General features: G+C 70.1%; 15 protein-coding genes and 3 pseudogenes. 12 read left to right on the plus strand and 6 right to left on the minus strand.

What is annotated here, in order from left to right; genetic code table 11:
- Nucleotides 1-297 precede the first annotated feature (297 nt).
- Nucleotides 298-2,835: a RelA/SpoT family protein gene (locus ACWGJ5_RS44655; protein ID WP_453315336.1), complete on the plus strand. Its 2,538-nt coding sequence runs from the start codon at nt 298-300 to the stop codon at nt 2,833-2,835.
- Nucleotides 2,836-2,924: 89 nt separating this feature from the next.
- On the opposite strand, the gene ACWGJ5_RS44660 is transcribed toward ACWGJ5_RS44655, so the two are convergent.
- Together ACWGJ5_RS44660 and ACWGJ5_RS44665 are read right to left on the minus strand one after the other, a co-directional pair.
- A complete protein-coding gene (locus ACWGJ5_RS44660) occupies nt 2,925-4,154 on the minus strand; it encodes a DUF349 domain-containing protein (RefSeq protein ID WP_453315337.1) in 1,230 nt (409 codons plus the stop codon).
- Nucleotides 4,155-4,308: 154 nt separating this feature from the next.
- Nucleotides 4,309-5,139, minus strand: coding sequence for a peptidylprolyl isomerase (locus ACWGJ5_RS44665; RefSeq protein ID WP_453315338.1), 831 nt, complete (start codon nt 5,137-5,139; stop codon nt 4,309-4,311).
- Between the two features lie 170 nt (nt 5,140-5,309).
- Here ACWGJ5_RS44665 and ACWGJ5_RS44670 point away from each other — a divergent pair, with 170 nt between their 5' ends.
- Both ACWGJ5_RS44670 and hisS read left to right on the plus strand, forming a co-directional pair.
- Complete coding sequence (locus ACWGJ5_RS44670) at nt 5,310-6,020, plus strand: MBL fold metallo-hydrolase (protein ID WP_453315339.1); 711 nt, start codon at nt 5,310-5,312, stop codon at nt 6,018-6,020.
- 11 nt (nt 6,021-6,031) lie between these two features.
- A complete protein-coding gene (gene hisS / locus ACWGJ5_RS44675) occupies nt 6,032-7,294 on the plus strand; it encodes a histidine--tRNA ligase (RefSeq protein WP_453315340.1) in 1,263 nt (420 codons plus the stop codon).
- 43 nt (nt 7,295-7,337) lie between these two features.
- Here hisS and ACWGJ5_RS44680 read toward each other — a convergent pair.
- From ACWGJ5_RS44680 to ACWGJ5_RS44690, 3 pseudogenes are all read right to left on the minus strand, one after another.
- Nucleotides 7,338-7,780, minus strand: a pseudogene (locus ACWGJ5_RS44680) (LuxR C-terminal-related transcriptional regulator); the annotation flags it as partial.
- 135 nt (nt 7,781-7,915) lie between these two features.
- Nucleotides 7,916-8,759: pseudogene (locus ACWGJ5_RS44685) on the minus strand (ABC transporter permease).
- A pseudogene (locus tag ACWGJ5_RS44690) lies at nt 8,756-9,621 on the minus strand (ABC transporter ATP-binding protein). The pseudogenes ACWGJ5_RS44685 and ACWGJ5_RS44690 overlap by 4 nt, the downstream one beginning before the upstream one ends.
- A 145-nt stretch (nt 9,622-9,766) precedes the next feature.
- Between ACWGJ5_RS44690 and ACWGJ5_RS44695 the strand changes: the two are divergent.
- The 3 genes from ACWGJ5_RS44695 (at nt 9,767) to rpsD (ending at nt 12,748) form a co-directional block, all read left to right on the plus strand.
- On the plus strand, nt 9,767-10,423 hold the full coding sequence (locus ACWGJ5_RS44695) for a vitamin K epoxide reductase family protein (RefSeq protein ID WP_453315341.1): 657 nt from the start codon (nt 9,767-9,769) through the stop codon (nt 10,421-10,423).
- A 48-nt stretch (nt 10,424-10,471) separates the two neighbouring features.
- Entirely contained in the window at nt 10,472-11,827 is a 1,356-nt protein-coding gene (locus ACWGJ5_RS44700) for a replication-associated recombination protein A (protein ID WP_453315342.1), read from the plus strand.
- A gap of 306 nt (nt 11,828-12,133) precedes the next feature.
- Nucleotides 12,134-12,748 carry a 30S ribosomal protein S4 gene (gene rpsD, locus ACWGJ5_RS44705; protein WP_228618885.1) on the plus strand — a complete coding sequence of 205 codons (615 nt, stop codon included), beginning with the start codon at nt 12,134-12,136 and terminating at the stop codon, nt 12,746-12,748.
- A gap of 160 nt (nt 12,749-12,908) precedes the next feature.
- Here rpsD and ACWGJ5_RS44710 read toward each other — a convergent pair whose 3' ends face one another.
- The gene (locus ACWGJ5_RS44710) at nt 12,909-15,089 is read right to left on the minus strand and encodes an ATP-binding protein (RefSeq protein ID WP_453315343.1); all 2,181 of its coding nucleotides are present in this window, start codon (nt 15,087-15,089) and stop codon (nt 12,909-12,911) included.
- A gap of 152 nt (nt 15,090-15,241) precedes the next feature.
- On the opposite strand from ACWGJ5_RS44710, the gene ACWGJ5_RS44715 reads away from it, so the two are divergent.
- The 6 genes from ACWGJ5_RS44715 (at nt 15,242) to ACWGJ5_RS44740 (ending at nt 21,844) form a co-directional block, all read left to right on the plus strand.
- Nucleotides 15,242-15,676: a DUF948 domain-containing protein gene (locus ACWGJ5_RS44715; RefSeq protein ID WP_106962777.1), complete on the plus strand. Its 435-nt coding sequence runs from the start codon at nt 15,242-15,244 to the stop codon at nt 15,674-15,676.
- A 16-nt stretch (nt 15,677-15,692) separates the two neighbouring features.
- Entirely contained in the window at nt 15,693-16,052 is a 360-nt protein-coding gene (locus ACWGJ5_RS44720) for a hypothetical protein (protein ID WP_453315344.1), read from the plus strand.
- Nucleotides 16,052-18,724 (plus strand): alanine--tRNA ligase, encoded by a 2,673-nt coding sequence (gene alaS, locus ACWGJ5_RS44725; RefSeq protein ID WP_453315345.1) that lies wholly within the window; start codon nt 16,052-16,054, stop codon nt 18,722-18,724. Before ACWGJ5_RS44720 ends, alaS begins: the two co-directional genes overlap by 1 nt.
- A gap of 49 nt (nt 18,725-18,773) precedes the next feature.
- Complete coding sequence (gene ruvX, locus ACWGJ5_RS44730) at nt 18,774-19,238, plus strand: Holliday junction resolvase RuvX (RefSeq protein ID WP_351242928.1); 465 nt, start codon at nt 18,774-18,776, stop codon at nt 19,236-19,238.
- A gap of 121 nt (nt 19,239-19,359) precedes the next feature.
- On the plus strand, nt 19,360-21,024 hold the full coding sequence (mltG, locus tag ACWGJ5_RS44735) for an endolytic transglycosylase MltG (protein WP_453315346.1): 1,665 nt from the start codon (nt 19,360-19,362) through the stop codon (nt 21,022-21,024).
- Nucleotides 21,005-21,844 carry a shikimate dehydrogenase gene (locus tag ACWGJ5_RS44740; protein ID WP_453315347.1) on the plus strand — a complete coding sequence of 280 codons (840 nt, stop codon included), beginning with the start codon at nt 21,005-21,007 and terminating at the stop codon, nt 21,842-21,844. Before mltG ends, ACWGJ5_RS44740 begins: the two co-directional genes overlap by 20 nt.
- Nucleotides 21,845-21,889: the final 45 nt, after the last annotated feature.

The following is a 21,889-nucleotide window of genomic DNA, read 5'->3' on the forward strand; positions in this document are numbered from 1 at the left end:
CCCCGCCGGCCGCCGGCCACGAGGGCGCTCCACTCAGGGCCACCCGCACCCGGCGACGAAAGCCGCACCGGTCCGGCCGCCGTCAGGCCCCTGTCCCCGGCGGGCCACCGTCGGGACATCCCCCGCACGCCCCGCGAACACCCGGAATCCACCCCCCCGGAATCCGGCGGTGACCCCCTGCGTTGCACAGGAGGACGGTCCTCACTTCCGCCTGAAGGCGATGACCAGCCGCAGGATCGCTACCATGGGGTCTCCGGAGCCTGACCGGGGGACCCGGATCGCGCACGAGGAGCCCTCTTGCCAGACGAGGCCCAGCACCTGACCGCCGCAAAGCCCGAGTCCGTCTCGGCCGCCGCGGCGAAGCCCGCGCCGCACGTGTCCAACGCGAAGAACGACACCCGCGGGCCGATCGAGCACGCCCAGTCCGCGCCCGTCGAGAAGGCTGCGGAGGCCTCACGTCCCAAGCCGGCCCCGCCCGAGCGCCCGGCCCAGCCGCCCGTGGTGCGCCCGCCCGTCGTCCAGCCCGGCCGCACCGGCTCCTCCAACCGCGTCCGTGCCCGCCTGGCCCGCCTCGGCGTGCAGCGCGCCAACCCCTACAACCCGGTTCTCGAGCCACTGCTGCGGATAGTGCGCAGCAATGATCCGAAGATCGAGAACTCGACGCTCCGCCAGATCGAGCGCGCCTATCAGGTCGCCGAGCGCTGGCACCGCGGGCAGAAGCGCAAGAGCGGCGACCCGTACATCACGCACCCGCTGGCCGTGACCACGATCCTCGCCGAGCTGGGAATGGATCCGGCCACGCTCATGGCGGGGCTGCTGCACGACACCGTCGAGGACACCGAGTACGGCCTCGAGCAGCTGCGCCGCGACTTCGGCGACACGGTCGCCCTGCTCGTCGACGGCGTCACCAAGCTGGACAAGGTCAAGTTCGGTGAGGCCGCGCAGGCCGAGACCGTGCGCAAGATGGTCGTGGCGATGGCCAAGGACCCGCGTGTCCTGGTCATCAAGCTCGCCGACCGCCTGCACAACATGCGCACCATGCGCTACCTCAAGCGCGAGAAGCAGGAGAAGAAGGCGCGCGAGACCCTCGAGATCTACGCGCCGCTCGCCCACCGCCTCGGCATGAACACCATCAAGTGGGAGCTGGAGGACCTCGCGTTCGCGATCCTCTACCCCAAGATGTACGACGAGATCGTACGGCTGGTGGCCGAAAGGGCGCCGAAGCGTGACGAGTACCTGGCCATAGTGACGGACGAGGTCCAGGCCGATCTGAGGGCCGCTCGGATCAAGGCGACCGTCACCGGCCGCCCGAAGCACTACTACAGCGTCTACCAGAAGATGATCGTGCGGGGCCGCGACTTCGCCGAGATCTACGACCTGGTGGGCATTCGCGTCCTCGTCGACACCGTCCGCGACTGTTACGCCGCCCTCGGCACCGTGCACGCGCGATGGAACCCGGTCCCCGGCCGGTTCAAGGACTACATCGCGATGCCCAAGTTCAACATGTACCAGTCGCTGCACACGACGGTCATCGGCCCCAACGGCAAGCCGGTCGAACTGCAGATCCGCACCTTCGACATGCACCGCCGCGCCGAGTACGGCATCGCCGCGCACTGGAAGTACAAGCAGGAGGCCGTCGCCGGCGCCTCCAAGGTCCGTACGGACGCGCCCAGGACGTCCGCGAAGGACAAGGACGCCATCAACGACATGGCGTGGCTGCGGCAACTGCTGGACTGGCAGAAGGAGACCGAGGACCCGGGCGAGTTCCTGGAGTCCCTGCGCTTCGACCTGTCCCGCAACGAGGTCTTCGTCTTCACCCCCAAGGGCGATGTCATCGCCCTGCCCGCCGGAGCCACCCCCGTGGACTTCGCGTACGCCGTCCACACCGAGGTCGGCCACCGCACCATAGGAGCGCGGGTCAACGGCAGGCTCGTACCGCTCGAATCCACCCTGGACAACGGCGACTTGGTGGAGGTCTTCACCTCCAAGGCACCCGGCGCCGGACCGTCCCGCGACTGGCTCGGCTTCGTCAAGTCCCCGCGTGCCCGCAACAAGATCCGGGCCTGGTTCTCCAAGGAGCGCCGGGACGAGGCGATCGAGCAGGGCAAGGACGCGATCGTCCGGGCGATGCGCAAGCAGAACCTGCCGATCCAGCGCATCCTCACCGGCGACTCCCTCGTCACGCTCGCCCACGAGATGCGCTACTCGGACATCTCCGCGCTCTACGCGGCGATCGGGGAGGGGCATGTCTCCGCGCAGAACATCGTGCAGAAGCTCGTCCAGGCCCTGGGCGGCGAGGAAGCCGCCACCGAGGAGATCGACGAGGCGGTCCCGCCGTCCCGCAGTCGCGGCCGCAAGCGCCGCTCCAGTGCCGACCCGGGTGTCGTGGTCAAGGGCGTCGACGACGTGTGGGTCAAGCTGGCCCGCTGCTGCACGCCCGTACCGGGCGACCCGATCATCGGGTTCGTCACGCGCGGCAGCGGCGTATCGGTTCACCGCAGCGACTGCCTGAACGTCGAGTCGCTGTCCCGTGAGCCGGAGCGGATCCTCGACGTCGAGTGGGCGCCGACCCAGTCCTCGGTCTTCCTGGTCGCCATCCAGGTCGAGGCGCTGGACCGTTCACGCCTGCTGTCGGACGTCACCCGTGTCCTGTCCGACCAGCACGTCAACATCCTCTCGGCGGCCGTCCAGACCTCCCGCGACCGGGTGGCCACCTCCCGGTTCACCTTCGAGATGGGCGACCCCAAGCACCTCGGCCACGTCCTGAAGGCCGTACGGGGCGTAGAGGGCGTGTACGACGTCTACCGCGTGACCTCGGGACGCACCCGGTCGTAGCCACGCGTCGGCAGAGGCCACCGCGAGCAACGCAACTGGCCCCGATCCAGACGGACCGGGGCCAGAACCGCAACATCTTCAGCGAGCTGCTAGCCGCCGAACTCCTGGAGGCCCTTCAGAGCCTGGTCCAGCAGAGCCTGGCGGCCCTCCAGCTCGCGCTCCAGCTTGTCGGCCTTGGCAGCGTTGCCCTGGGCGCGGGCCTGCTCGATCTGCGCCCTCAGCTTGTCCACGGCAGCCTGCAGCTGACCGGTCAGACCCTCCGCACGCGCGCGTGCCTCCGGGTTCGTCCGGCGCCACTCGGCCTCCTCGGCCTCCTGGATCGCCCGCTCGACCGAGTGCATCCGGCCCTCGACCTTGGGACGCGCGTCCCGCGGGACGTGGCCGATGGCCTCCCAGCGCTCGTTGATCGAGCGGAAGGCGGCCCGCGCGGACTTCAGATCGCCGATCGGCAGGAGCTTCTCGGCCTCCCCGGCCAACTCCTCCTTCAGCTTCAGGTTCTCCGACTGCTCCGCGTCCCGCTCGGCGAACACCGAGCTGCGAGCGGCGAAGAACACGTCCTGGGCGCCCCGGAAGCGGTTCCACAGGTCGTCCTCGTGCTCGCGCTGGGCGCGGCCCGCGGCCTTCCACTGCGCCATCAGCTCGCGGTAGCGGGCCGCCGTCGGGCCCCAGTCCGCCGAACCGGACAGCGCCTCGGCCTCGGCGACCAGCCGTTCCTTGGTCCGGCGGGCCTCCTCGCGCTGGGCGTCCAGCTGCGCGAAGTGCGCCTTGCGCCGCTTGGAGAACGCCGACCGGGCGTGCGAGAAGCGGTGCCACAGCTCGTCGTCCGACTTGCGGTCCAGGCGCGGCAGACCCTTCCAGGTGTCCACCAGCGCCCGCAGCCGCTCACCGGCCGCCCGCCACTGGTCGGACTGCGCCAGCTGCTCCGCCTCGGTGACCAGGTCCTCCTTGGCCCTGCGGGCCTCGTCGGACTGCTTGGCCCGCTGCTGCTTGCGCTCCTCGCGGCGTGCCTCGACGGTCGCCACCAGCTTGTCCAGCCGCTTGCGCAGCGCGTCCAGATCACCGACCGCGTGGTGCGCGTCCACCTGCTCCCGCAGGTGGTCGATCGCGGCCATGGCGTCCTTCGCCGACAGGTCGGTGGTCTGCACTCGCTTCTCGAGGAGGCCGATCTCGACAACCAGGCCCTCGTACTTGCGCTCGAAGTAGGCCAACGCCTCCTCAGGGGAGCCGGCCGCCCAGGAACCGACGACCTGCTCGCCGTCGGCCGTACGCACGTACACGGTCCCCGTCTCGTCGACGCGGCCCCACGGGTCGCTGCTCACAGCGCCTCCTCCACATGATGCCTGCGGGGGGCCTCGGCACCCCCGGCATCGTCCACAGTTTCGTCACGGCCAACATAGGCGACCAGCGGGTTGCCTGTCCGCATCCAGCGCGACCGAAATTCCGCAGATGGCCGTCTTGGGCTTCAGGTCGCTGTCAGGACTTCGTCACCGTAGCCTTGTTGATCACGACGGTGGCGTTGGGAGCGGTGTTGCCCGAGGTCGGATCGGCCGCCTGGGCACCCGCGGCGGCGATCTTCTGCAGCACCTTCATGCCGGCGTCCGACACCGTGCCGAACGGCGTGTAACTGGGCGGCAGCGGGCTGTCCTTGTAGACCAGGAAGAACTGGCTGCCGCCGGTGTGCTTCTGACCGGTGTTGGCCATCGCCACCGTGCCCGCCGGGTACGTGTTGCCCTTCAGGCTCTTGTCCTTCAGGTTCTCGTCCGGGAGCGTGTAGCCCGGCCCGCCCATGCCGGTGCCCTGCGGGTCGCCGCACTGGAGCACATAGATACCGGTCGTGGTCAGCCGGTGGCACTTGGTGTGGTCGAGATAGCCCTGGCCCGCCAGGAAGCCGAACGAGTTCACCGTGTGCGGGGCCGCCGCCGTCTTCAGCGCGATGTCGATGTCACCGCACGTCGTGGCGAGCTTCATCGAGTACTTCGCCGACGTGTCGATCGTCATCGCCGGCTCCTTCTTCCAGCTCAGCTTCTTCACCGAGCCGGCCGCCGGCTTCGCGCACGGGTCCGGGGCCTTGCTGGTCGGCGTGGCGCTGGGCTTGACGTCGGCGGCGGTGTTGGTCTTCTTGCCGTCGCCCTTCAGCACATCGGTCGTGTACAGCACGACACTGCCGATCACGACCACGCCCAGTACCGACGCGATCACGGAGTTGCGCAAGCGGGCCTTGCGGCGCGCCTGCGTACGCCGCTGCTGCTGCCGCAAGAACTTCTCCCGGGCGAGCTGACGCCGCCGCTGCTCCTGGCTGACCACCGGGTTCTCTCCTCATGCGTGTCGTGTGTCGACCGGTACGCGTGCGTGCTCGTGAGCCGACCGCTGTGTGTAGCCCCGTACGGTATATGGGTTCGCTGAGGAAACGGCAGCGCCGGTAGGCTCTGGACCACAGCTTGTGGCCACCCGTATCGACACAACGAAGGACGATCGTGCTCATTGCCGGGTTCCCCGCCGGGGCCTGGGGGACGAACTGTTATCTCGTCGCCCCCGCCGCCGGTGAGGAGTGTGTGATCATCGACCCCGGCCACCAGGCCGCCGAAGGCGTCGAGGAAGCACTGAAGAAGCATCGGCTCAAGCCCGTCGCCGTCGTCCTCACCCACGGGCACATCGATCACGTGGCCTCGGTCGTCCCGGTCTGCGGCGCGCACGACGTGCCGGCCTGGATCCACCCCGAGGACCGCTACATGATGAGCGACCCCGGGAAGGCGCTCGGCCTGTCCATCGGAACGCCCCTGATGGGCGAGCTGACCGTGGGGGAGCCGGACGACGTCCGCGAGCTGACGAACGGCAGCACCCTCGAACTGGCCGGTCTGGAGTTCTCCGTCGCGCACGCGCCGGGCCATACCAAGGGGTCGGTGACCTTCAGGATGCCCGAGACCGCCGACATCCCGTCGGTGTTCTTCTCGGGGGATCTGCTGTTCGCCGGCTCCATCGGACGCACCGATCTGCCGGGCGGATCCATGGAGGACATGCTCGAGTCGCTGGCCCGCGTGTGCCTGCCGCTCGACGACTCCACCGTGGTGCTGTCCGGTCACGGCTCCCAGACGACCATCGGCCAGGAGCGCGCCACCAACCCGTATCTGCGGCAGGTGGCCGCCGGCCAGGGAGCGGACGCCGACGCTCCCCGACGAGGAATGTGACGAGAATTTCAGTGAGCACTTTCAAGGCCCCCAAGGGCACGTACGACCTGCTGCCCCCGGACAGTGCCAAGTTCCTGGCCGTCCGCGAGGCGATCGCCGCGCCCCTCAGGAACTCCGGCTACGGCTACATCGAGACGCCCGGTTTCGAGGACGTGGAGCTGTTCGCGCGCGGCGTCGGTGAGTCCACCGACATCGTGACCAAGGAGATGTACGTCTTCGAGACGAAGGGCGGCGACAAGCTGGCCCTGCGCCCGGAGACGACCGCCCCCGTGCTGCGGGCGGTCCTGGAGGCCAACCTGCACAAGACGGGCAACCTCCCGGTGAAGGTCTGGTACTCGGGCTCGCAGTACCGCTACGAGCGCCCGCAGAAGGGCCGTTACCGGCACTTCTCCCAGGTCGGCGCCGAGGCGATCGGCGCGGAGGACCCGGCGCTGGACGCCGAGCTGATCATCCTGGCCGACCAGGCGTACCGCTCGCTGGGGCTGCGTGACTTCCGGATCCTGCTGAACAGCCTCGGCGACAAGGAGTGCCGTCCGGTGTACCGGGCAGCGCTGCAGGAGTTCCTGCGCGGCCTCGACCTGGACGAGGACACCCGCCGGCGCGTCGACATCAACCCGCTGCGGGTCCTCGACGACAAGCGCGAGTCGGTGCAGAAGCAGCTGACCGGCGCCCCGCTGCTGCGCGACTACCTGTGCGACGCCTGCAAGGCGTACCACGAGGAGGTCCGCGAGCTGATCACGGCGGCGGGGGTGTCGTTCGAGGACGACCCGAAGCTGGTCCGCGGCCTGGACTACTACACCCGCACCACCTTCGAATTCGTGCACGACGGTCTGGGCTCGCAGTCGGCGGTGGGCGGCGGCGGCCGCTACGACGGACTGTCCGAGATGATCGGCGGCCCCGCGTTGCCGTCGGTCGGCTGGGCCCTCGGCGTCGACCGCACGGTGCTCGCCCTGGAGGCGGAGGGCGTGGAGCTGGACCTCCCGTCCACGACGTCGGTCTACGCCGTCCCGCTCGGCGAGGAGGCCCGCCGGGTGCTCTTCGCGAAGATCACCGAGCTGCGCAAGGTCGGCATCTCGGCGGACTTCTCCTACGGCGGCAAGGGCCTGAAGGGCGCCATGAAGAACGCCAACCGCAGCGGGGCGCGGTACGCGGTCGTGGCCGGCGAGCGCGACCTCGCCGAGGGCGTCGTCCAGCTCAAGGACATGGAGTCCGGCGAGCAGACGGCGATCGGTGTGAACGAGATCGTGGCGGAACTGGAGTCCCGCCTGGGCTGAGTTCAGCGACGACAAGAGGGCGCCGGGCATTCCCGGCGCCCTCTCACTGTTCCAGCAGCCCGTGCCGCATGGCGCTGGTGACCGCCGCTGTCCGGCCGTCGACTTCCAGCTCGTCGAAGATGCGCAGCAGTTGGGTCTTCACGGTCGACTCCCCGATGCTGCGTCGATGTGCGGCTACCGCCGCGTGGGGCGTCGGCCGATCCCCGCGTTCGTGCAGCCCTCCGCCACCAGCCGGAGCACCGCCGTCTCCCGCTCCGACAGCCGGGGGAGTTCCGGTTCGGCGCGGGGTCGGTCGACCAGGCGGGCCGCCGCCGAGGGGGCGAGTACGGTCTTGCCGCGTGCTGCCGCCCGTACCGCGTCCGCCGGTTCCCGCCGGGGCAGGTCCTTGAGCAGGTAGCCCGCGGCGCCCGCCTCCACGGCCCGCAGGATGTCCCGGTCCGTCTCGTACGTCGTCAGCCCGATCACCCGGCAGGGCAGCCCGGACGCGACGGCCCGGACCGGCCACACCGGGTGCTCGGCGTCCAGCAGCATGACCTGCGTGGCCACCCGGGCCACCGCGAAGAACACGTCCCAGCAGGATCGAACGGTCCCTGGCGTGGGCTCCGTCGGCGCGGTCACCCGTCACCCCTCGCGCCGGTCCTTCCACCGGAAGGTCAGCAGGCACAGCGCCAGTCCGCCGACGCACCACGCGCCCAGCACCAGCGCGATCCGCCCGAACTCCCAGGCGTGCGCCTGCTCCAGGACCTTCGCCGAGTCGGGCAGGAACACGCCCCGCAGGCCCTGGCACAGCCACTTCAGCGGGAACAGGGCGCCGATGTCGAGCATCCAGCCGGGAATGGTGTCGACGGCGATGTAGACCCCGGACAGGAACTGGAGCACCAGGAAGGGCAGGACGACCACGGAGCTCGCGCTCTTCGCCGACTTCGGCACCGAGCTGATCGCGATGCCGAGCAGCGCGCACGCGGTGAGGCCCAGCACGAAGATCCACGCGAAGTCGAACCAGCGCCCGGGGTCGGACGGCAGGTGGACGTCGTAGAACGCCGTGCCGACGGCCAGCAGGATCGCGGTCTCCAGGACGGCGGTGGACAGAACCAGCCAGCTTGCCCAGGAAGTAGGCCGCAGGCGGCATCGGGGTGCCGCGCAGCCGCCGCAGCACCGTCTCGTCCCGTTCGACCGCGATCGAGATGCCGAGCGACTGGAAACTCGTCGACATGATCCCGGAGGCCGTCATCGCGGGTACGTACAGCTGGGAGGCGGTGATTCCGGTGTGCCCGACGTGGTCGCGGAAGATCGACGCGAACAGGAACAGGAACACCACCGGGAAGGCGAAGGTGAACACCACCTGCTCGCGCAGCCGGAAGAACTGCCTGATCTCCAGTCCGCCCCGCAGCAGCCCGAGCCGCCAGGCGCCGGGCAGGGATCCGGTGGAGTCGTGGGCGGTGGCCCGTACGGCGGTCGTGGTCATCGGGCGGCCTCCTGACCGGTCAGCCGGAGGTAGACGTCCTCCAGGGTGGGGCGGGTCACGGTCAGTCCGGGTATCTCGCCGTCGAAGCGGTGCAGGAGCGCGGCGACGGTCCGGGTCGGCGTGCCCGTGAGCTCCGTGCGTGGCGAGCCGTCGGTGTCCCGCCAGGCGACCGTGGCCTCACCGCCGTACCGCCCGCGCAGCTCGTCGGGTGTGCCCCCGGCGACGACCCGGCCCTCGGCGACGATCGCGAGCCGGTCCGCGAGGGTTTCGGCCTCCTCCAGGTAGTGCGTGGTGAGCAGGATCGTCGTGCCCTCGTCGGCGAGCAGCCGGATCAGGTCCCAGAACCGGCGCCGGGCGGCCGGGTCGAAGCCGGTGGTCGGTTCGTCCAGGAGCAGCAGCTCGGGGCCGCCGATCACCCGAGTGCCACGTCGAGGCGGCGCCGCCGGCCGCCGGAGAGCGCCTTGATCCGGCTGTCCCTCTTCGCCTCGAGGCCGACCAGGCGGACGACCTCCTCGGGATCGCGCGGGCGCGGGTAGTAGCGGGCGAAGTGCCGTACCGTCTCGCCCACCGTCAACTCCGCGGGCGCCGATTCGTCCTGCCAGACGATTCCGACACGCGATCTCCACGCGCGTGTGCCCGTCGCCGGGTCCGCGCCGAGGACCGACACCTCGCCCCCGTCCCGGTCCCGGTTGCCCTGAAGGATCTCCACCGTGGTGCTCTTGCCGGCGCCGTTGGGCCCGAGCAGGCCCAACACCTCACCGTGCCGGATGCCGAGATCGAGCCCGTCCACCGCGGTCACGCCCCCGTACCGCTTGCGCAGCCCCCGGACGTCCACCGCGAGTTCGTTCGCGTGTGCTGTCATGCCCTCGATCGTCGGCCGGAACCGAACGATCCGTGACCACCGTGCGTACCTTCTTGTGTCCGCCGAACGGTGGACACACACGCGCGTACGGCACAATGAGCCGTGCCCGAAGATGGTCCAACTCTCAAGTGACGGAATCGGCGTGATGAGCAAGACGACAGTCAACGACGTCTCCACGGAGTCGGGTCCCGAACGTGCCGCCGACGCCCCGCGCACGGTGGGCGGCAGCCGTGCCTTCGCCCTGCTGCTGGTGATCACCGGCGCGGCCGGGCTGCTGGCCGCCTGGGTCATCACGCTCGACAAGAACAAGATCCTCGAGGCGAAGCTCGCCGGGAAGACCTTCACGCCGGGCTGCAGCGTCAACCCGATCGTGTCCTGCGGCAGCGTCATGGAGAGCAAGCAGGCGGCGGCCTTCGGCTTCCCGAACCCCTGGCTCGGCCTGGTCTGCTACGGCATCGTGATCTGTGTCGGCATGAGCCTGCTGGCGAGCGCCCGCTTCCCGCGCTGGTACTGGCTGACCTTCAACTTCGGCACGCTCTTCGGCGTCTGCTTCGTCACCTGGCTGCAGTTCGAGTCCCTGTACCGGATCAATGCCCTGTGCCTGTGGTGCTCGCTGGCCTGGGTCGCCACGATCACCATGTTCTGGTACGTGACGTCGTTCAACGTCCGCAACGACTTCCTGCCGGCCCCGCGCTGGCTGAAGTCCTTCTTCGGCGAGTTCACCTGGGTGGTGCCGGTCACGCACTGCGGCATCATCGCCATGCTGATCCTGACCCGCTGGGGCAGCCAGCTCTGGGCCTGAGCCCCGGCCCTGGCCGCGTTGTCAGTGCGGTGATTTAGGGTTCTGGACGTGGAACCCGACCTCTTCACCGCCGCAGCAGAAGAACGCCAGGAGAAGGACCCGGCAGCCAGCCCCCTGGCGGTTCGGATGCGCCCGCGCAGCCTCGACGAGGTCGTGGGCCAGCAGCATCTGCTGAAGCCCGGCTCCCCGCTGCGCCGGCTGGTCGCCGAGGGCTCCGGCGGCCCCGCCGGACCGTCCTCGGTGATCCTCTGGGGACCGCCCGGCACCGGCAAGACCACCTTGGCGTACGTCGTCTCCAAGGCGACGAACAAGCGGTTCGTGGAGCTGTCCGCCATCACCGCGGGCGTCAAGGAGGTCCGCGCGGTCATCGACGGCGCCCGCCGCGCCACCGGCGGCTTCGGCAAGGAGACCGTCCTCTTCCTCGACGAGATCCACCGCTTCAGCAAGGCCCAGCAGGACTCCCTGCTCCCGGCGGTCGAGAACCGCTGGGTGACGCTGATCGCGGCGACCACGGAGAACCCGTACTTCTCGGTGATCTCGCCCCTGCTGTCCCGTTCGCTCCTGCTCACGCTCGAACCGCTCACCGACGACGACGTCCGGGGCCTGCTGGGGCGCGCCCTGACCGACGAGCGCGGCCTGAAGGACGCCGTCATCCTCCCCGCGGACACCGAGGAGCACCTGGTGCGCATCGCCGGCGGCGACGCCCGCCGGGCCCTGACCGCCCTGGAGGCCGCCGCCGGGGCCGCCCTGGACAAGGGCGAGAGCGAGATCAGTCTGGAGACGCTGGAGCAGACGGTCGACCGCGCGGCGGTGAAGTACGACCGCGACGGCGACCAGCACTACGACGTCGCCAGCGCCCTCATCAAGTCCATCCGCGGCTCCGACGTCGACGCCGCCCTGCACTACCTGGCCCGCATGATCGAGGCCGGCGAGGACCCCCGGTTCATCGCCCGCCGCCTGATGATCTCCGCCAGCGAGGACATCGGCCTGGCCGACCCGGGCGCCCTGCCCCTCGCGGTCGCCGCGGCCCAGGCCGTCGCGATGATCGGCTTCCCCGAGGCCGCCCTCACCCTCAGCCACGCCACCATCGCCCTCGCGCTCGCCCCCAAGTCCAACTCGGCGACGACCGCCATCGGCGCCGCCATGGAGGACGTACGCAAGGGCCTGGCCGGCCCGGTCCCGCCGCATCTGCGCGACGGGCACTACAAGGGCGCCGCCAAGCTCGGCCACGCCCAGGGCTATGTGTACCCGCACGACCTGCCCGAGGGCATCGCCCAGCAGCAGTACGCCCCGGACGCCCTGAAGGACCGCGAGTACTACGCCCCGGGCCGGCACGGCACCGAGGCGCGGTACGCGGACGCGGTGGAGTGGACCCGCAAGCACCTCGGTCGCAGGCGGTCGTGAGCGCCCTGTAGACTTGGCCGGAGTGCTGAGTCCCGTGCTGTCAGAGCGGGACAACCAGCCGGAACCCGATGGCCGCAAGGACGCGAGGTTCCAGGAGCGTCGCGCACCGTCGAAGGTGTCGCGGGCAGCCCACCACCACTCGGAGCTCCGGGACGGTCGGTGGGCCACTCGCGTGCTGCACGTATGTGCCCAGACCAGGGAAACGGCTGCCCGGCAGGTCCCGCAAGGACCCGGCGGGTTTTCCCGGCTGCGGATGCGACCTCCCTGAACCCTGACGAGCCGAAGACTACGAAAGAGATTGAGACAGTGGCGAACCAGTCCCGCCCCAAGGTCAAGAAGTCGCGTGCCCTCGGCATCGCGCTGACCCCGAAGGCCGTCAAGTACTTCGAGGCCCGCCCCTACCCGCCGGGTGAGCACGGCCGCGGCCGCAAGCAGAACTCGGACTACAAGGTCCGTCTGCTGGAGAAGCAGCGTCTGCGCGCGCAGTACGACATCTCCGAGCGCCAGCTGGTCCGCGCCTACGAGCGCGCGTCCAAGGTTCAGGGCAAGACCGGTGAGGCCCTGATCGTGGAGCTCGAGCGCCGTCTCGACGCCCTGGTCCTGCGTTCGGGCATCGCCCGCACCATCTACCAGGCCCGTCAGATGGTCGTCCACGGCCACATCCAGGTCAACGGCCAGAAGGTCGACAAGCCGTCCTTCCGTGTCCGCCCGGACGACGTCGTGCAGGTCCGTGACCGCTCCAAGGACAAGACGCTCTTCCAGATCGCCCGCGAGGGTGGCTTCGCCCCCGAGGGTGAGACCCCGCGCTACCTGCAGGTGAACCTCAAGGCCCTGGCGTTCCGCCTGGACCGCGAGCCGAACCGCAAGGAAGTTCCGGTCATCTGCGACGAGCAGCTCGTCGTCGAGTACTACGCCCGCTGACCCCAGCCCCGGCGTAGCACCTCAGCCCGCCGTCTCGCCGCCCGGCCCTGCCGGGAGGAGAGACGGCGGGTCTTTTTGTCTGCGGTCGTCCGGACAGCGCGGGCCGCAGGGGCAGGTCGCGGCCACGCGGCGGAGCCGCACGTCGATACGGTCCGACGCCCTACGGCGCGTGTGAACCCCGCGTGGAGTCGGCGGCGCGCCCGGTCGCCTCGGCGCGATTCGCGCCCCCGCCGCCCCGCGGCACCGGTCCCCGTGGAGTCGGCAGCGCGCCCAGCGGACGTACCGCGTTCCGCCGCAGCGCCCGGTTCACGGCCGCCTCCCGGTCCATCAGGCTCCCCTCCCGCACGCGCTCCTCGTACCCGGCGTCCCCCAGCGCCTGCCGGGCGAGCGCCTCGCAGCGTTCGTGCGGGGCGTTGTAGTACGCCGAGCCGAACAGGGACAGCCCCACGGAGGGCCACACCCGGCCCGCCGCACCCTGCAGAAGCGCCGCCTCGGCCGGATCGCCCTGGGCGGCCGTCACCAGCGCCAGCAGCTCCAGCACCAGCACGGAACCCAGCAGGTCGTGGAAGGCGTGGGCGTTGCGCAGACAGTCCGCGAGCAGCTCCCGCGCGCTGTCCAGGGCGCCCTCCTGCCAGGCCGCGTACGCCAGCACGTACAGCGCGTAACTGCGGGCCCAGCGCTCTCCGTGGTCCTCGCAGATCCGGCGCACGTCCTCGCACAGCCGCACCGCGTCCGGCAGGTCCCCCTGGAAGGCCCGCGTCATCGCCAGCTCCACCTGGCCCATCAGCACATTGCTGTTGAGTTCGCCGATCTCCTGATAGCGGTCCAGCGCCGACCGCAGCAGCGTTTCTGCACGGGCCATGTCATCGGTGACCAGCGCCAGGCAGCCGGTGCGGTGCTCGGCGTACGCCACCGCCGTCGGATCCGCGACCCGCTCGGCCTGCTCCCGGCACTCCCGCAGCACCGTCAGCGCCGGCACGGTGTCGCCCTGGAGGATCGCCACATAGCCGAGCACCCACAGCGCCTTCAGCCGCGACTGGTCGTACTCCGACTCCAGTTCCACGCTGCGCGCCAGCCAGCGACGCCCCTCCGCGAGCCGCCCGCAGCCGACCCAGCAGAACCACAGCGACCCGGCGAGGTACTGGCCGAGATGCGCCTCCTCCGGCTCCGTCAGACAGAACTCCAGCGCCGCCCGGAGATTGGGCAGCTCCGCCTCGACCCGAGCAGCGACCTCGCCCTGCCGGGGTGAGAACCAGTCCAGCTCGCACCAGGTCGCCAGGCCCAGGTACCAGTCCCGGTGCCGTCTGCGCAGCCGGCCCGCGTCCCCGATCCCCTCCAGCCACTCGGCGCCGTAGGCCCGGACCGTGTCCAGCATCCGGTAGCGCGGGCCGGCCGGGCTCTCCTCGCGGGTCACGACCGACTGGGCCAGCAGCTCCGACAGCACGTCCAGGACGTCCTCGGCGGGCAGCCCGTCCCCGCTGCACACGTACTCGGCCGCCTCCAGGTCGAAGGTCTGCGCGAACACCGACAGCCGCGCCCACAACAGCCGCTCGGCGGGCGTGCACAGCTCATGGCTCCAGCCGATCGCGGTGCGCAGCGTCTGGTGGCGCGCCGGGGGTCCCCCCGGGACGGAATGCGGGCCGGAGCCCGTCGTCAGCAGCCGGAACCGGTCGTCCAGCCGCTGCAGCAGCTGCGCCGGGGACAGGGCCCGCAGCCGCCCGGCCGCCAGCTCCAGCGCCAGCGGGATCCCCTCCAGCCATCGGCACAGCTCGCGCACCCCGGGGCCGTCGGACACCTCCAGGCCCTGCTCCCGGGCCCGGTCCGTGAACAGCTCCACCGCCTCGTCCTCGCCGAGCGGCGCCAGCGGGAACAGCCGCTCGCCCGCCAGCCCCAGCGGACGCCGGCCCACGGCCAGCACCCGCAGCTCCGGCAGCTTCCGCAGCAGCTCCGCCGTCAACTCCGCGCAGGCGTCCAGCAGATGCTCGAAGCCGTCCAGCACCAGCAGGGCCGGCCGGCCGGCGAGATGCTCCAGCAGCGTCTGCCGTGGCAGCCGGGCGGTGTGGTCGGTCAGTCCCAGCGCCTCCGCGACGGCATACTCCACGAACTGCGGATCGCGTACCGGCGCCAGCTCGACCCGCCCGGCCCCGGACTCCCACCCGGCGGCGACCCGCGCGGCCAGCCGGGACTTGCCGACACCGCCGACCCCGGTCACGGTCACCAGCCGCGCCCCGCCGAGCGCGTCCGTCAGCTCGGCGAGTTCGGCCGAGCGCCCGACGAACGTGGTCAGTTCCAGGGGCGGATCGCCGTCGCAGAAGGGATCTGGGGGCTGAGAACCTCGCATGGGACACGGAGCGTACTGAACCGTGTTCACTGCGTACAATCGCTTCCCGCAACTCCGTACGCGCCGCCCGGTAATCCGGTACGGAGCCCTGGCCACGGCGCGATAGGCTCGGACACGACTTTTTCGATGGTGAGGCACGTTTCAGGGAGCGGGTGCGCACAGTGTCCGGTGGAGAGGTGGCCGGGATCCTGGTGGCCGTCTTCTGGGCGATCCTGGTCTCCTTCCTCGCGGTGGCACTCGCGAGGCTGGCCCAGACGCTCAAGGCGACCACCAAGCTGGTGGCGGACGTGACCGACCAGGCCGTCCCGTTGCTCGCCGACGCCTCCGCCGCCGTGCGTTCCGCGCAGACCCAGATCGACCGCGTCGACGCGATCGCCTCCGATGTCCAGGAGGTCACCTCGAACGCCTCCGCGCTGTCGACCACGGTCGCCTCCACCTTCGGCGGCCCGCTGGTCAAGGTCGCGGCGTTCGGCTACGGCGTCCGCCGGGCGCTGGGCGGCCGCAAGGAGGACGTGCCCGCGAAGGCCCCCCGGCGTACCGTGATCGTGGGCCGCACGGTCCCTGCCGCACGACGCAAGCGGAAGTAAGGACTGAGACCGAGCGATGTTCCGCCGTACGTTCTGGTTCACCACCGGTGTCGCCGCCGGTGTGTGGGCGACCACCAAGGTCAACCGCAAGCTCAGGCAGCTGACCCCGGAGAGCCTCGCCGCGACGGCGGCGAACAAGGCCCTGGAGACCGGTCACCGCTTGAAGGACCGCGCGGTGGGCTTCGCGCTCGACGTCCGCGACAACATGGCCCAGCGGGAGGCCGAGCTGGGGGAGGCCCTCGGGATCCACGAGGACCCCGAACTCCCCGCCCCCAGGCGGCAGGCCGCCATCGGGACCAACCCCAGCGACAACAGCAGCACACCGAAGTACATCGAAGCCCCGATGTACTCGTACAACCGGAATGAGGACCACTGATGGAGTCGGCCGAGATTCGCCGCCGCTGGCTGAGCTTCTTCGAGGAGCGCGGGCACACCGTCGTCCCTTCGGCGTCGCTCATCGCGGACGACCCGACTCTGCTCCTCGTTCCCGCCGGCATGGTGCCCTTCAAGCCCTACTTCCTGGGTGAGGTCAAGCCGCCGTTCCCGCGCGCCACCAGCGTGCAGAAGTGCGTGCGCACGCCCGACATCGAAGAGGTCGGCAAGACCACGCGCCACGGCACGTTCTTCCAGATGTGCGGCAACTTCTCCTTCGGCGACTACTTCAAGGAAGGCGCCATCAAGTACGCCTGGGAGCTGCTCACCACGCCCCAGGACAAGGGCGGTTACGGCCTGGAGCCGGAGAAGCTCTGGATCACCGTCTACAAGGACGACGACGAGGCCGAGCGCATCTGGCACGAGGTCGTCGGCGTGCCCAAGGAGCGCATCCAGCGCCTGGGTATGAAGGACAACTACTGGTCCATGGGCGTGCCCGGCCCCTGCGGCCCCTGCTCCGAGATCAACTACGACCGCGGCCCCGAGTTCGGCGCCGAGGGCGGCCCGGCCGTCAACGACGAGCGGTACGTGGAGATCTGGAACCTCGTCTTCATGCAGTACGAGCGCGGCGAGGGCACCGGCAAGGACAACTTCGAGATCCTCGGGGACCTGCCGAGCAAGAACATCGACACGGGCCTCGGCATGGAGCGGCTCGCCATGATTCTGCAGGGCGTGCAGAACATGTACGAGATCGACACCTCCATGGCCGTGATCGACAAGGCCACCGAGCTGACCGGCGTCCGCTACGGCGACGCCCACGACTCGGACGTGTCCCTCCGCGTGGTCACCGACCACATGCGGACGGCCACGATGCTGATCGGCGACGGCGTCACCCCCGGCAACGAGGGTCGCGGATACGTCCTGCGCCGCATCATGCGCCGCGCCATCCGCAACATGCGCCTGCTGGGCGCCACCGGTCCGGTGGTCAAGGACCTCCTCGACACCGTGATCCAGATGATGGGTCAGCAGTACCCCGAGCTGGTCACCGACCGCGAGCGCATCGAGAAGGTCGCCATCGCGGAGGAGAACGCCTTCCTCAAGACGCTGAAGGCCGGCACCAACATCCTCGACACCGCCGTCACCGAGACCAAGCAGGCCGGCGGCAAGGTCCTCTCCGGCGACAAGGCCTTCCTGCTCCACGACACCTGGGGCTTCCCGATCGACCTCACCCTCGAGATGGCCGCCGAGCAGGGCCTGAGCGTGGACGAGGAGGGCTTCCGCCGCCTGATGAAGGAGCAGCGGGAGCGGGCCAAGGCCGACGCTCAGGCCAAGAAGACCGGCCACGCCGACATGGGCGCCTACCGCGAGATCGCCGACACCGCCGGCGAGACCGACTTCATCGGCTACAGCGACACCGAGGGCGAGACCACAATCGTCGGCATCCTGGTCGATGGCGTGTCCTCGCCGGCCGCCACCGAGGGCGACGAGGTCGAGATCGTCCTCGACCGCACCCCGTTCTACGCCGAGGGCGGCGGCCAGATCGGCGACACCGGCCGGATCAAGGCCGACTCCGGTGCCGTCATCGAGATCCGCGACTGCCAGAAGCCGGTCCCGGGCGTGTACGTCCACAAGGGCGTCGTCCAGGTCGGCGAGGTGACCGTCGGCGCCAAGGCCCACGCCTCCATCGACAACCGCCGCCGCAAGGCCATCGCCCGCGCCCACTCGGCCACCCACCTGACCCACCAGGCTCTGCGCGACGCCCTCGGCCCGACGGCCGCCCAGGCCGGTTCCGAGAACCAGCCCGGCCGCTTCCGCTTCGACTTCGGCTCCCCGTCCGCCGTTCCGACGGCCGTGATGACCGACGTCGAGCAGAAGATCAACGAGGTGCTCGCCCGCGACCTGGACGTGCACGCCGAGATCATGGGGATCGACGAGGCCAAGAAGCAGGGCGCCATCGCCGAGTTCGGCGAGAAGTACGGCGAGCGGGTCCGCGTGGTGACCATCGGCGACTTCTCCAAGGAGCTGTGCGGCGGCACGCACGTGCACAACACCGCCCAGCTGGGCCTGGTGAAGCTGCTCGGCGAGTCCTCCATCGGCTCCGGCGTCCGTCGTATCGAGGCCCTCGTCGGCGTGGACGCCTACAACTTCCTCGCCCGTGAGCACACGGTCGTCAACCAGCTGACCGAGCTGCTCAAGGGCCGCCCGGAGGAGCTGCCGGAGAAGGTCTCCTCGATGCTCGGCAAGCTGAAGGACGCCGAGAAGGAGATCGAGAAGTTCCGCGCCGAGAAGGTGCTCCAGGCCGCCGCCGGTCTCGCCGAGTCCGCCAAGGACGTGCGCGGTGTGGCCGTCGTCACCGGCCAGGTCCCGGACGGCACGACCCCGGACGACCTGCGCAAGCTGGTCCTGGACGTGCGCGGCCGCATCCAGGGCGGGCGTGCCGCGGTCGTGGCCCTCTTCACCGTCACGGGCGGCAAGCCGCTGACGGTCATCGCCACCAACGAGGCCGCCCGCGAGCGCGGCCTGAAGGCCGGTGACCTGGTGCGCACCGCCGCCAAGACCCTCGGCGGCGGCGGTGGCGGCAAGCCCGACGTGGCCCAGGGCGGCGGCCAGAACCCGGCCGCCGTCGGCGAGGCCGTCGACGCCGTAGAGCGTCTCGTCGCCGACACCGCCAAGTGACGGCGAAATCGACGGCGAAGAAGACGGCGAAGTAAGGAAACGGTCGGAAATGCGCAGAGGACGTCGACTTGCGATCGACGTCGGGGATGCCCGGATCGGGGTCGCCTCGTGCGACCCCGATGGGATCCTCGCCACACCGGTGGAGACCGTCCCCGGCCGGGACATCCCCGCCGCCCACCGCCGGCTGCGTCAACTGGTGGAGGAATACGAGCCGATCGAGGTCGTCGTCGGACTCCCTCGCTCCCTCAAGGGGGGCGAGGGCCCGGCCGCCGTCAAGGTCCGCGCCTTCGCCCAGGAGCTGGCCAAAGGCATCAAGCCGGTGCCGGTACGCCTGGTGGACGAGCGGATGACGACCGTGACGGCCAGTCAGGGACTGCGCGCCTCCGGCGTGAAATCGAAGAAGGGCCGCGCGGTCATCGACCAGGCGGCGGCCGTCATCATCCTCCAGCAAGCCCTCGAATCCGAACGAGTGTCAGGTAAAGCACCCGGCGAGGGCGTCGAAGTGGTCATCTGATCGCGATACGGTAACGTTCCGCGCGATGTGCCGGTGTTCGAACAGCCGGCACACAGCAAGAGGCGGAACGGAAGCGGGCCCACCGGCCGCGTGACCGGTCGGCCGCGGCTCTAGGGGATCGATGACTGAGTATGGCCGGGGTCCAGGCCCCGAACCGTGGCATCCGCAGGACCCGTTGTACGGGGACGGCGGATGGGAAGGGCAGCAGGCCCACATCGGCCGGCAGCCTGCCTACGGCGGCCAGCCGCAGCAGCAGTACCCGCAGCAGCCGCAGTACGGCGACTGGAACCAGCAGCAGCACTCCGGGTACGGCCACGAGCAGTACCCGTACTACGACGAACAGGGCCAGCAGCAGTACGCCGGCCACACCCAGCAGCAGTACCAGCAGCAGGGCGGCTGGAACGCGGCCGCCCCCCATGGCCAGATGCCGTACTCCCCCGATCCCGGTGACCCGTACGGCCAGCAGCCCATGGCCTACGGCGGGGAGCAGCCCGACTTCTACGGCACCGAGGACGCCTACCCGCCGCCGGTGCCGCCCGGCCGCAGGCGCCCCGAGCCGGAACCCGAGGCCGTGCCCGACGAGGAGGAGCAGCACCCCTTCTTCACGGGTGGCGGCGACGACGATGACGACGAGGAGCACGAGCTCCAGAGCCGCCGCGACCGGCGCGGCGGCAAGAAGCCCGCCAAGAAGGGCAAGAAACGGCGCAACGGCTGCGCCTGCATGGTCGTCGTCCTGGTCTTCGGAGGCGGCGTCGGCACGGTGGGTTACTTCGGCTACAAGTTCTACCAAAATCGTTTCGCCCCGGCGCCCGACTACACGGGCGACGGGATCAACGAGACGGTGACCGTCGAGATCCCCAAGGGTGCGGGCGGCTGGGACATCGGCAACCGTTTGAAGCAGGCCGGGGTCGTCAAGAGCGCAGAAGCCTTCGTACACGCGCAGAGCACGATCCCCGGCGGGGACAGCATCCAGGCCGGCGCGTATCTCCTGAAAAAGGAGATGTCCGCCGCCAGCGCCGTGAAAATGATGATGGACCCGAAGAGCCAGAACATCGTCATGGTGACTCCGGGCGAGCGGAATGCCGGCGTCTACCAGGCGATCGACAAAAAACTCGAACTCTCCGCCGGCATCACCGAGAAGGTCGCCAGGCAGAAGTACAAGACCCTCGGTCTGCCCGCCTGGGCGCAGAACACGGCGAACAGCGGCGAGATCAAGGACCCGTTGGAGGGCTTCCTCTTCCCGGGCAACTATCCGGCCGCCAAGGGCATGAAGCCGGACGCGATCCTGAAGCAGATGGTCGCCGATGCCAAGTCCAAGTACGACGCCTACGGTCTCACCTCGAAGGCCCGGGCGCTGGGCCTGAACAACCCGTTCGAGCTGGTCACGGTCGCGAGCCTGGTGCAGGCGGAGGGCAAGACGAACGACGACTTCCGCAAGATGGCTGAGGTGGTCTACAACCGTCTCAAGCCCACCAACACCGAGACGAACCAGTTGCTGCAGTTCGACTCGACGTACAACTACCTCAAGGGCACCAGCAACATCCATATCTCCCTCAAGGAGATCAACAGCAACCTCAGCCCGTACAACACATACCGGCACAAGGGTCTCCCGCCCGGTCCGATCGGCAACCCCGGCGAGGCCGCGATCACGGCGGCCCTGAACCCGACGCACGACGGGTGGTTGTATTTCGTGGCGACCGACGGAGTGAACAACACCGAATTCGCCAAGACCCTCGCCGAATTCCAGCGCCTCAAGGACAAGTTCAATGCCAGCTCGGGCAACTGACGCCCGCCGCGCCGCCGTGCTCGGTAAGCCCATCGCCCACTCCCTGTCCCCGGCGCTGCACCGGGCCGCGTACGACGAGCTCGGGCTCACCGGGTGGTCGTACGAGCGCTTCGAGGTGGACGAGGCCGGGCTGCCCGGCTTCTTCGAGAAGCTGGGGCCGGAGTGGGCGGGGCTGTCGCTGACCATGCCGCTGAAGCGGGCGGTCATCCCGCTGGTGGACGAGATCAGCGAGACGGCCGCCTCCGTCGACGCGGTCAACACGGTCGTCCTCACCGAGGACGGCCGCCGCCTCGGCGACAACACCGACATTCCAGGCATGGTGGCTGCGCTGCGCGAGCACGGCATCGAGCAGGTCGACTCCGCCGCGATCCTCGGTGCCGGCGCCACCGCCTCCTCCGCGCTCGCCGCCCTCGCCCGGATCTGCACCGGCGAGGTCGTCGCCTACGTCCGCAGCGAGGCCCGCGCCGCCGAGATGCGGCAGTGGGGCGAGCGGCTCGACGTGGAGGTGCGCACGGCGGACTGGGCGGACGCCGAGCAGGCGCTGCGCGCACCGCTGGTGATCGCCACCACGCCCGCCGGCACCACCGACGCCCTCGCCGCCGCCGTACCCGAGCGGCCCGGCACCCTCTTCGACGTGCTCTACGACCCCTGGCCCACCGAGCTGGCGGCCCGCTGGTCCATGTGCGCAGGAGCGGTGGTCAGCGGGCTCGACCTGCTGGTCCACCAGGCCGTCCTGCAGGTGGAGCAGATGACCGGCCGGTCCCCGGCGCCCCTGGAGGCCATGCGCCGCGCCGGCGAGAAGGCACTCGCCGCCCGCTGATCGCTTCGCCACGTCCGCCTTGTGGACCGGCGACCGGATTCCGGC

Source organism: Streptomyces sp. NPDC054783 (assembly GCF_053611725.1).

Bases quoted from the DNA above. Each gene is read 5' to 3' on its own strand.
- ACWGJ5_RS44695 (WP_453315341.1), top strand. From the start codon at position 9,767: ATGAGCAAGACGACAGTCAACGACGTCTCCACGGAGTCGGGTCCCGAA.
- ACWGJ5_RS44710 (WP_453315343.1), bottom strand. From the start codon at position 15,089: ATGCGAGGTTCTCAGCCCCCAGATCCCTTCTGCGACGGCGATCCGCCC.
- ACWGJ5_RS44720 (WP_453315344.1), top strand. From the start codon at position 15,693: ATGTTCCGCCGTACGTTCTGGTTCACCACCGGTGTCGCCGCCGGTGTG.
- alaS (WP_453315345.1), top strand. From the start codon at position 16,052: ATGGAGTCGGCCGAGATTCGCCGCCGCTGGCTGAGCTTCTTCGAGGAG.
- ruvX (WP_351242928.1), top strand. From the start codon at position 18,774: ATGCGCAGAGGACGTCGACTTGCGATCGACGTCGGGGATGCCCGGATC.
- mltG (WP_453315346.1), top strand. From the start codon at position 19,360: ATGACTGAGTATGGCCGGGGTCCAGGCCCCGAACCGTGGCATCCGCAG.
- ACWGJ5_RS44740 (WP_453315347.1), top strand. From the start codon at position 21,005: ATGCCAGCTCGGGCAACTGACGCCCGCCGCGCCGCCGTGCTCGGTAAG.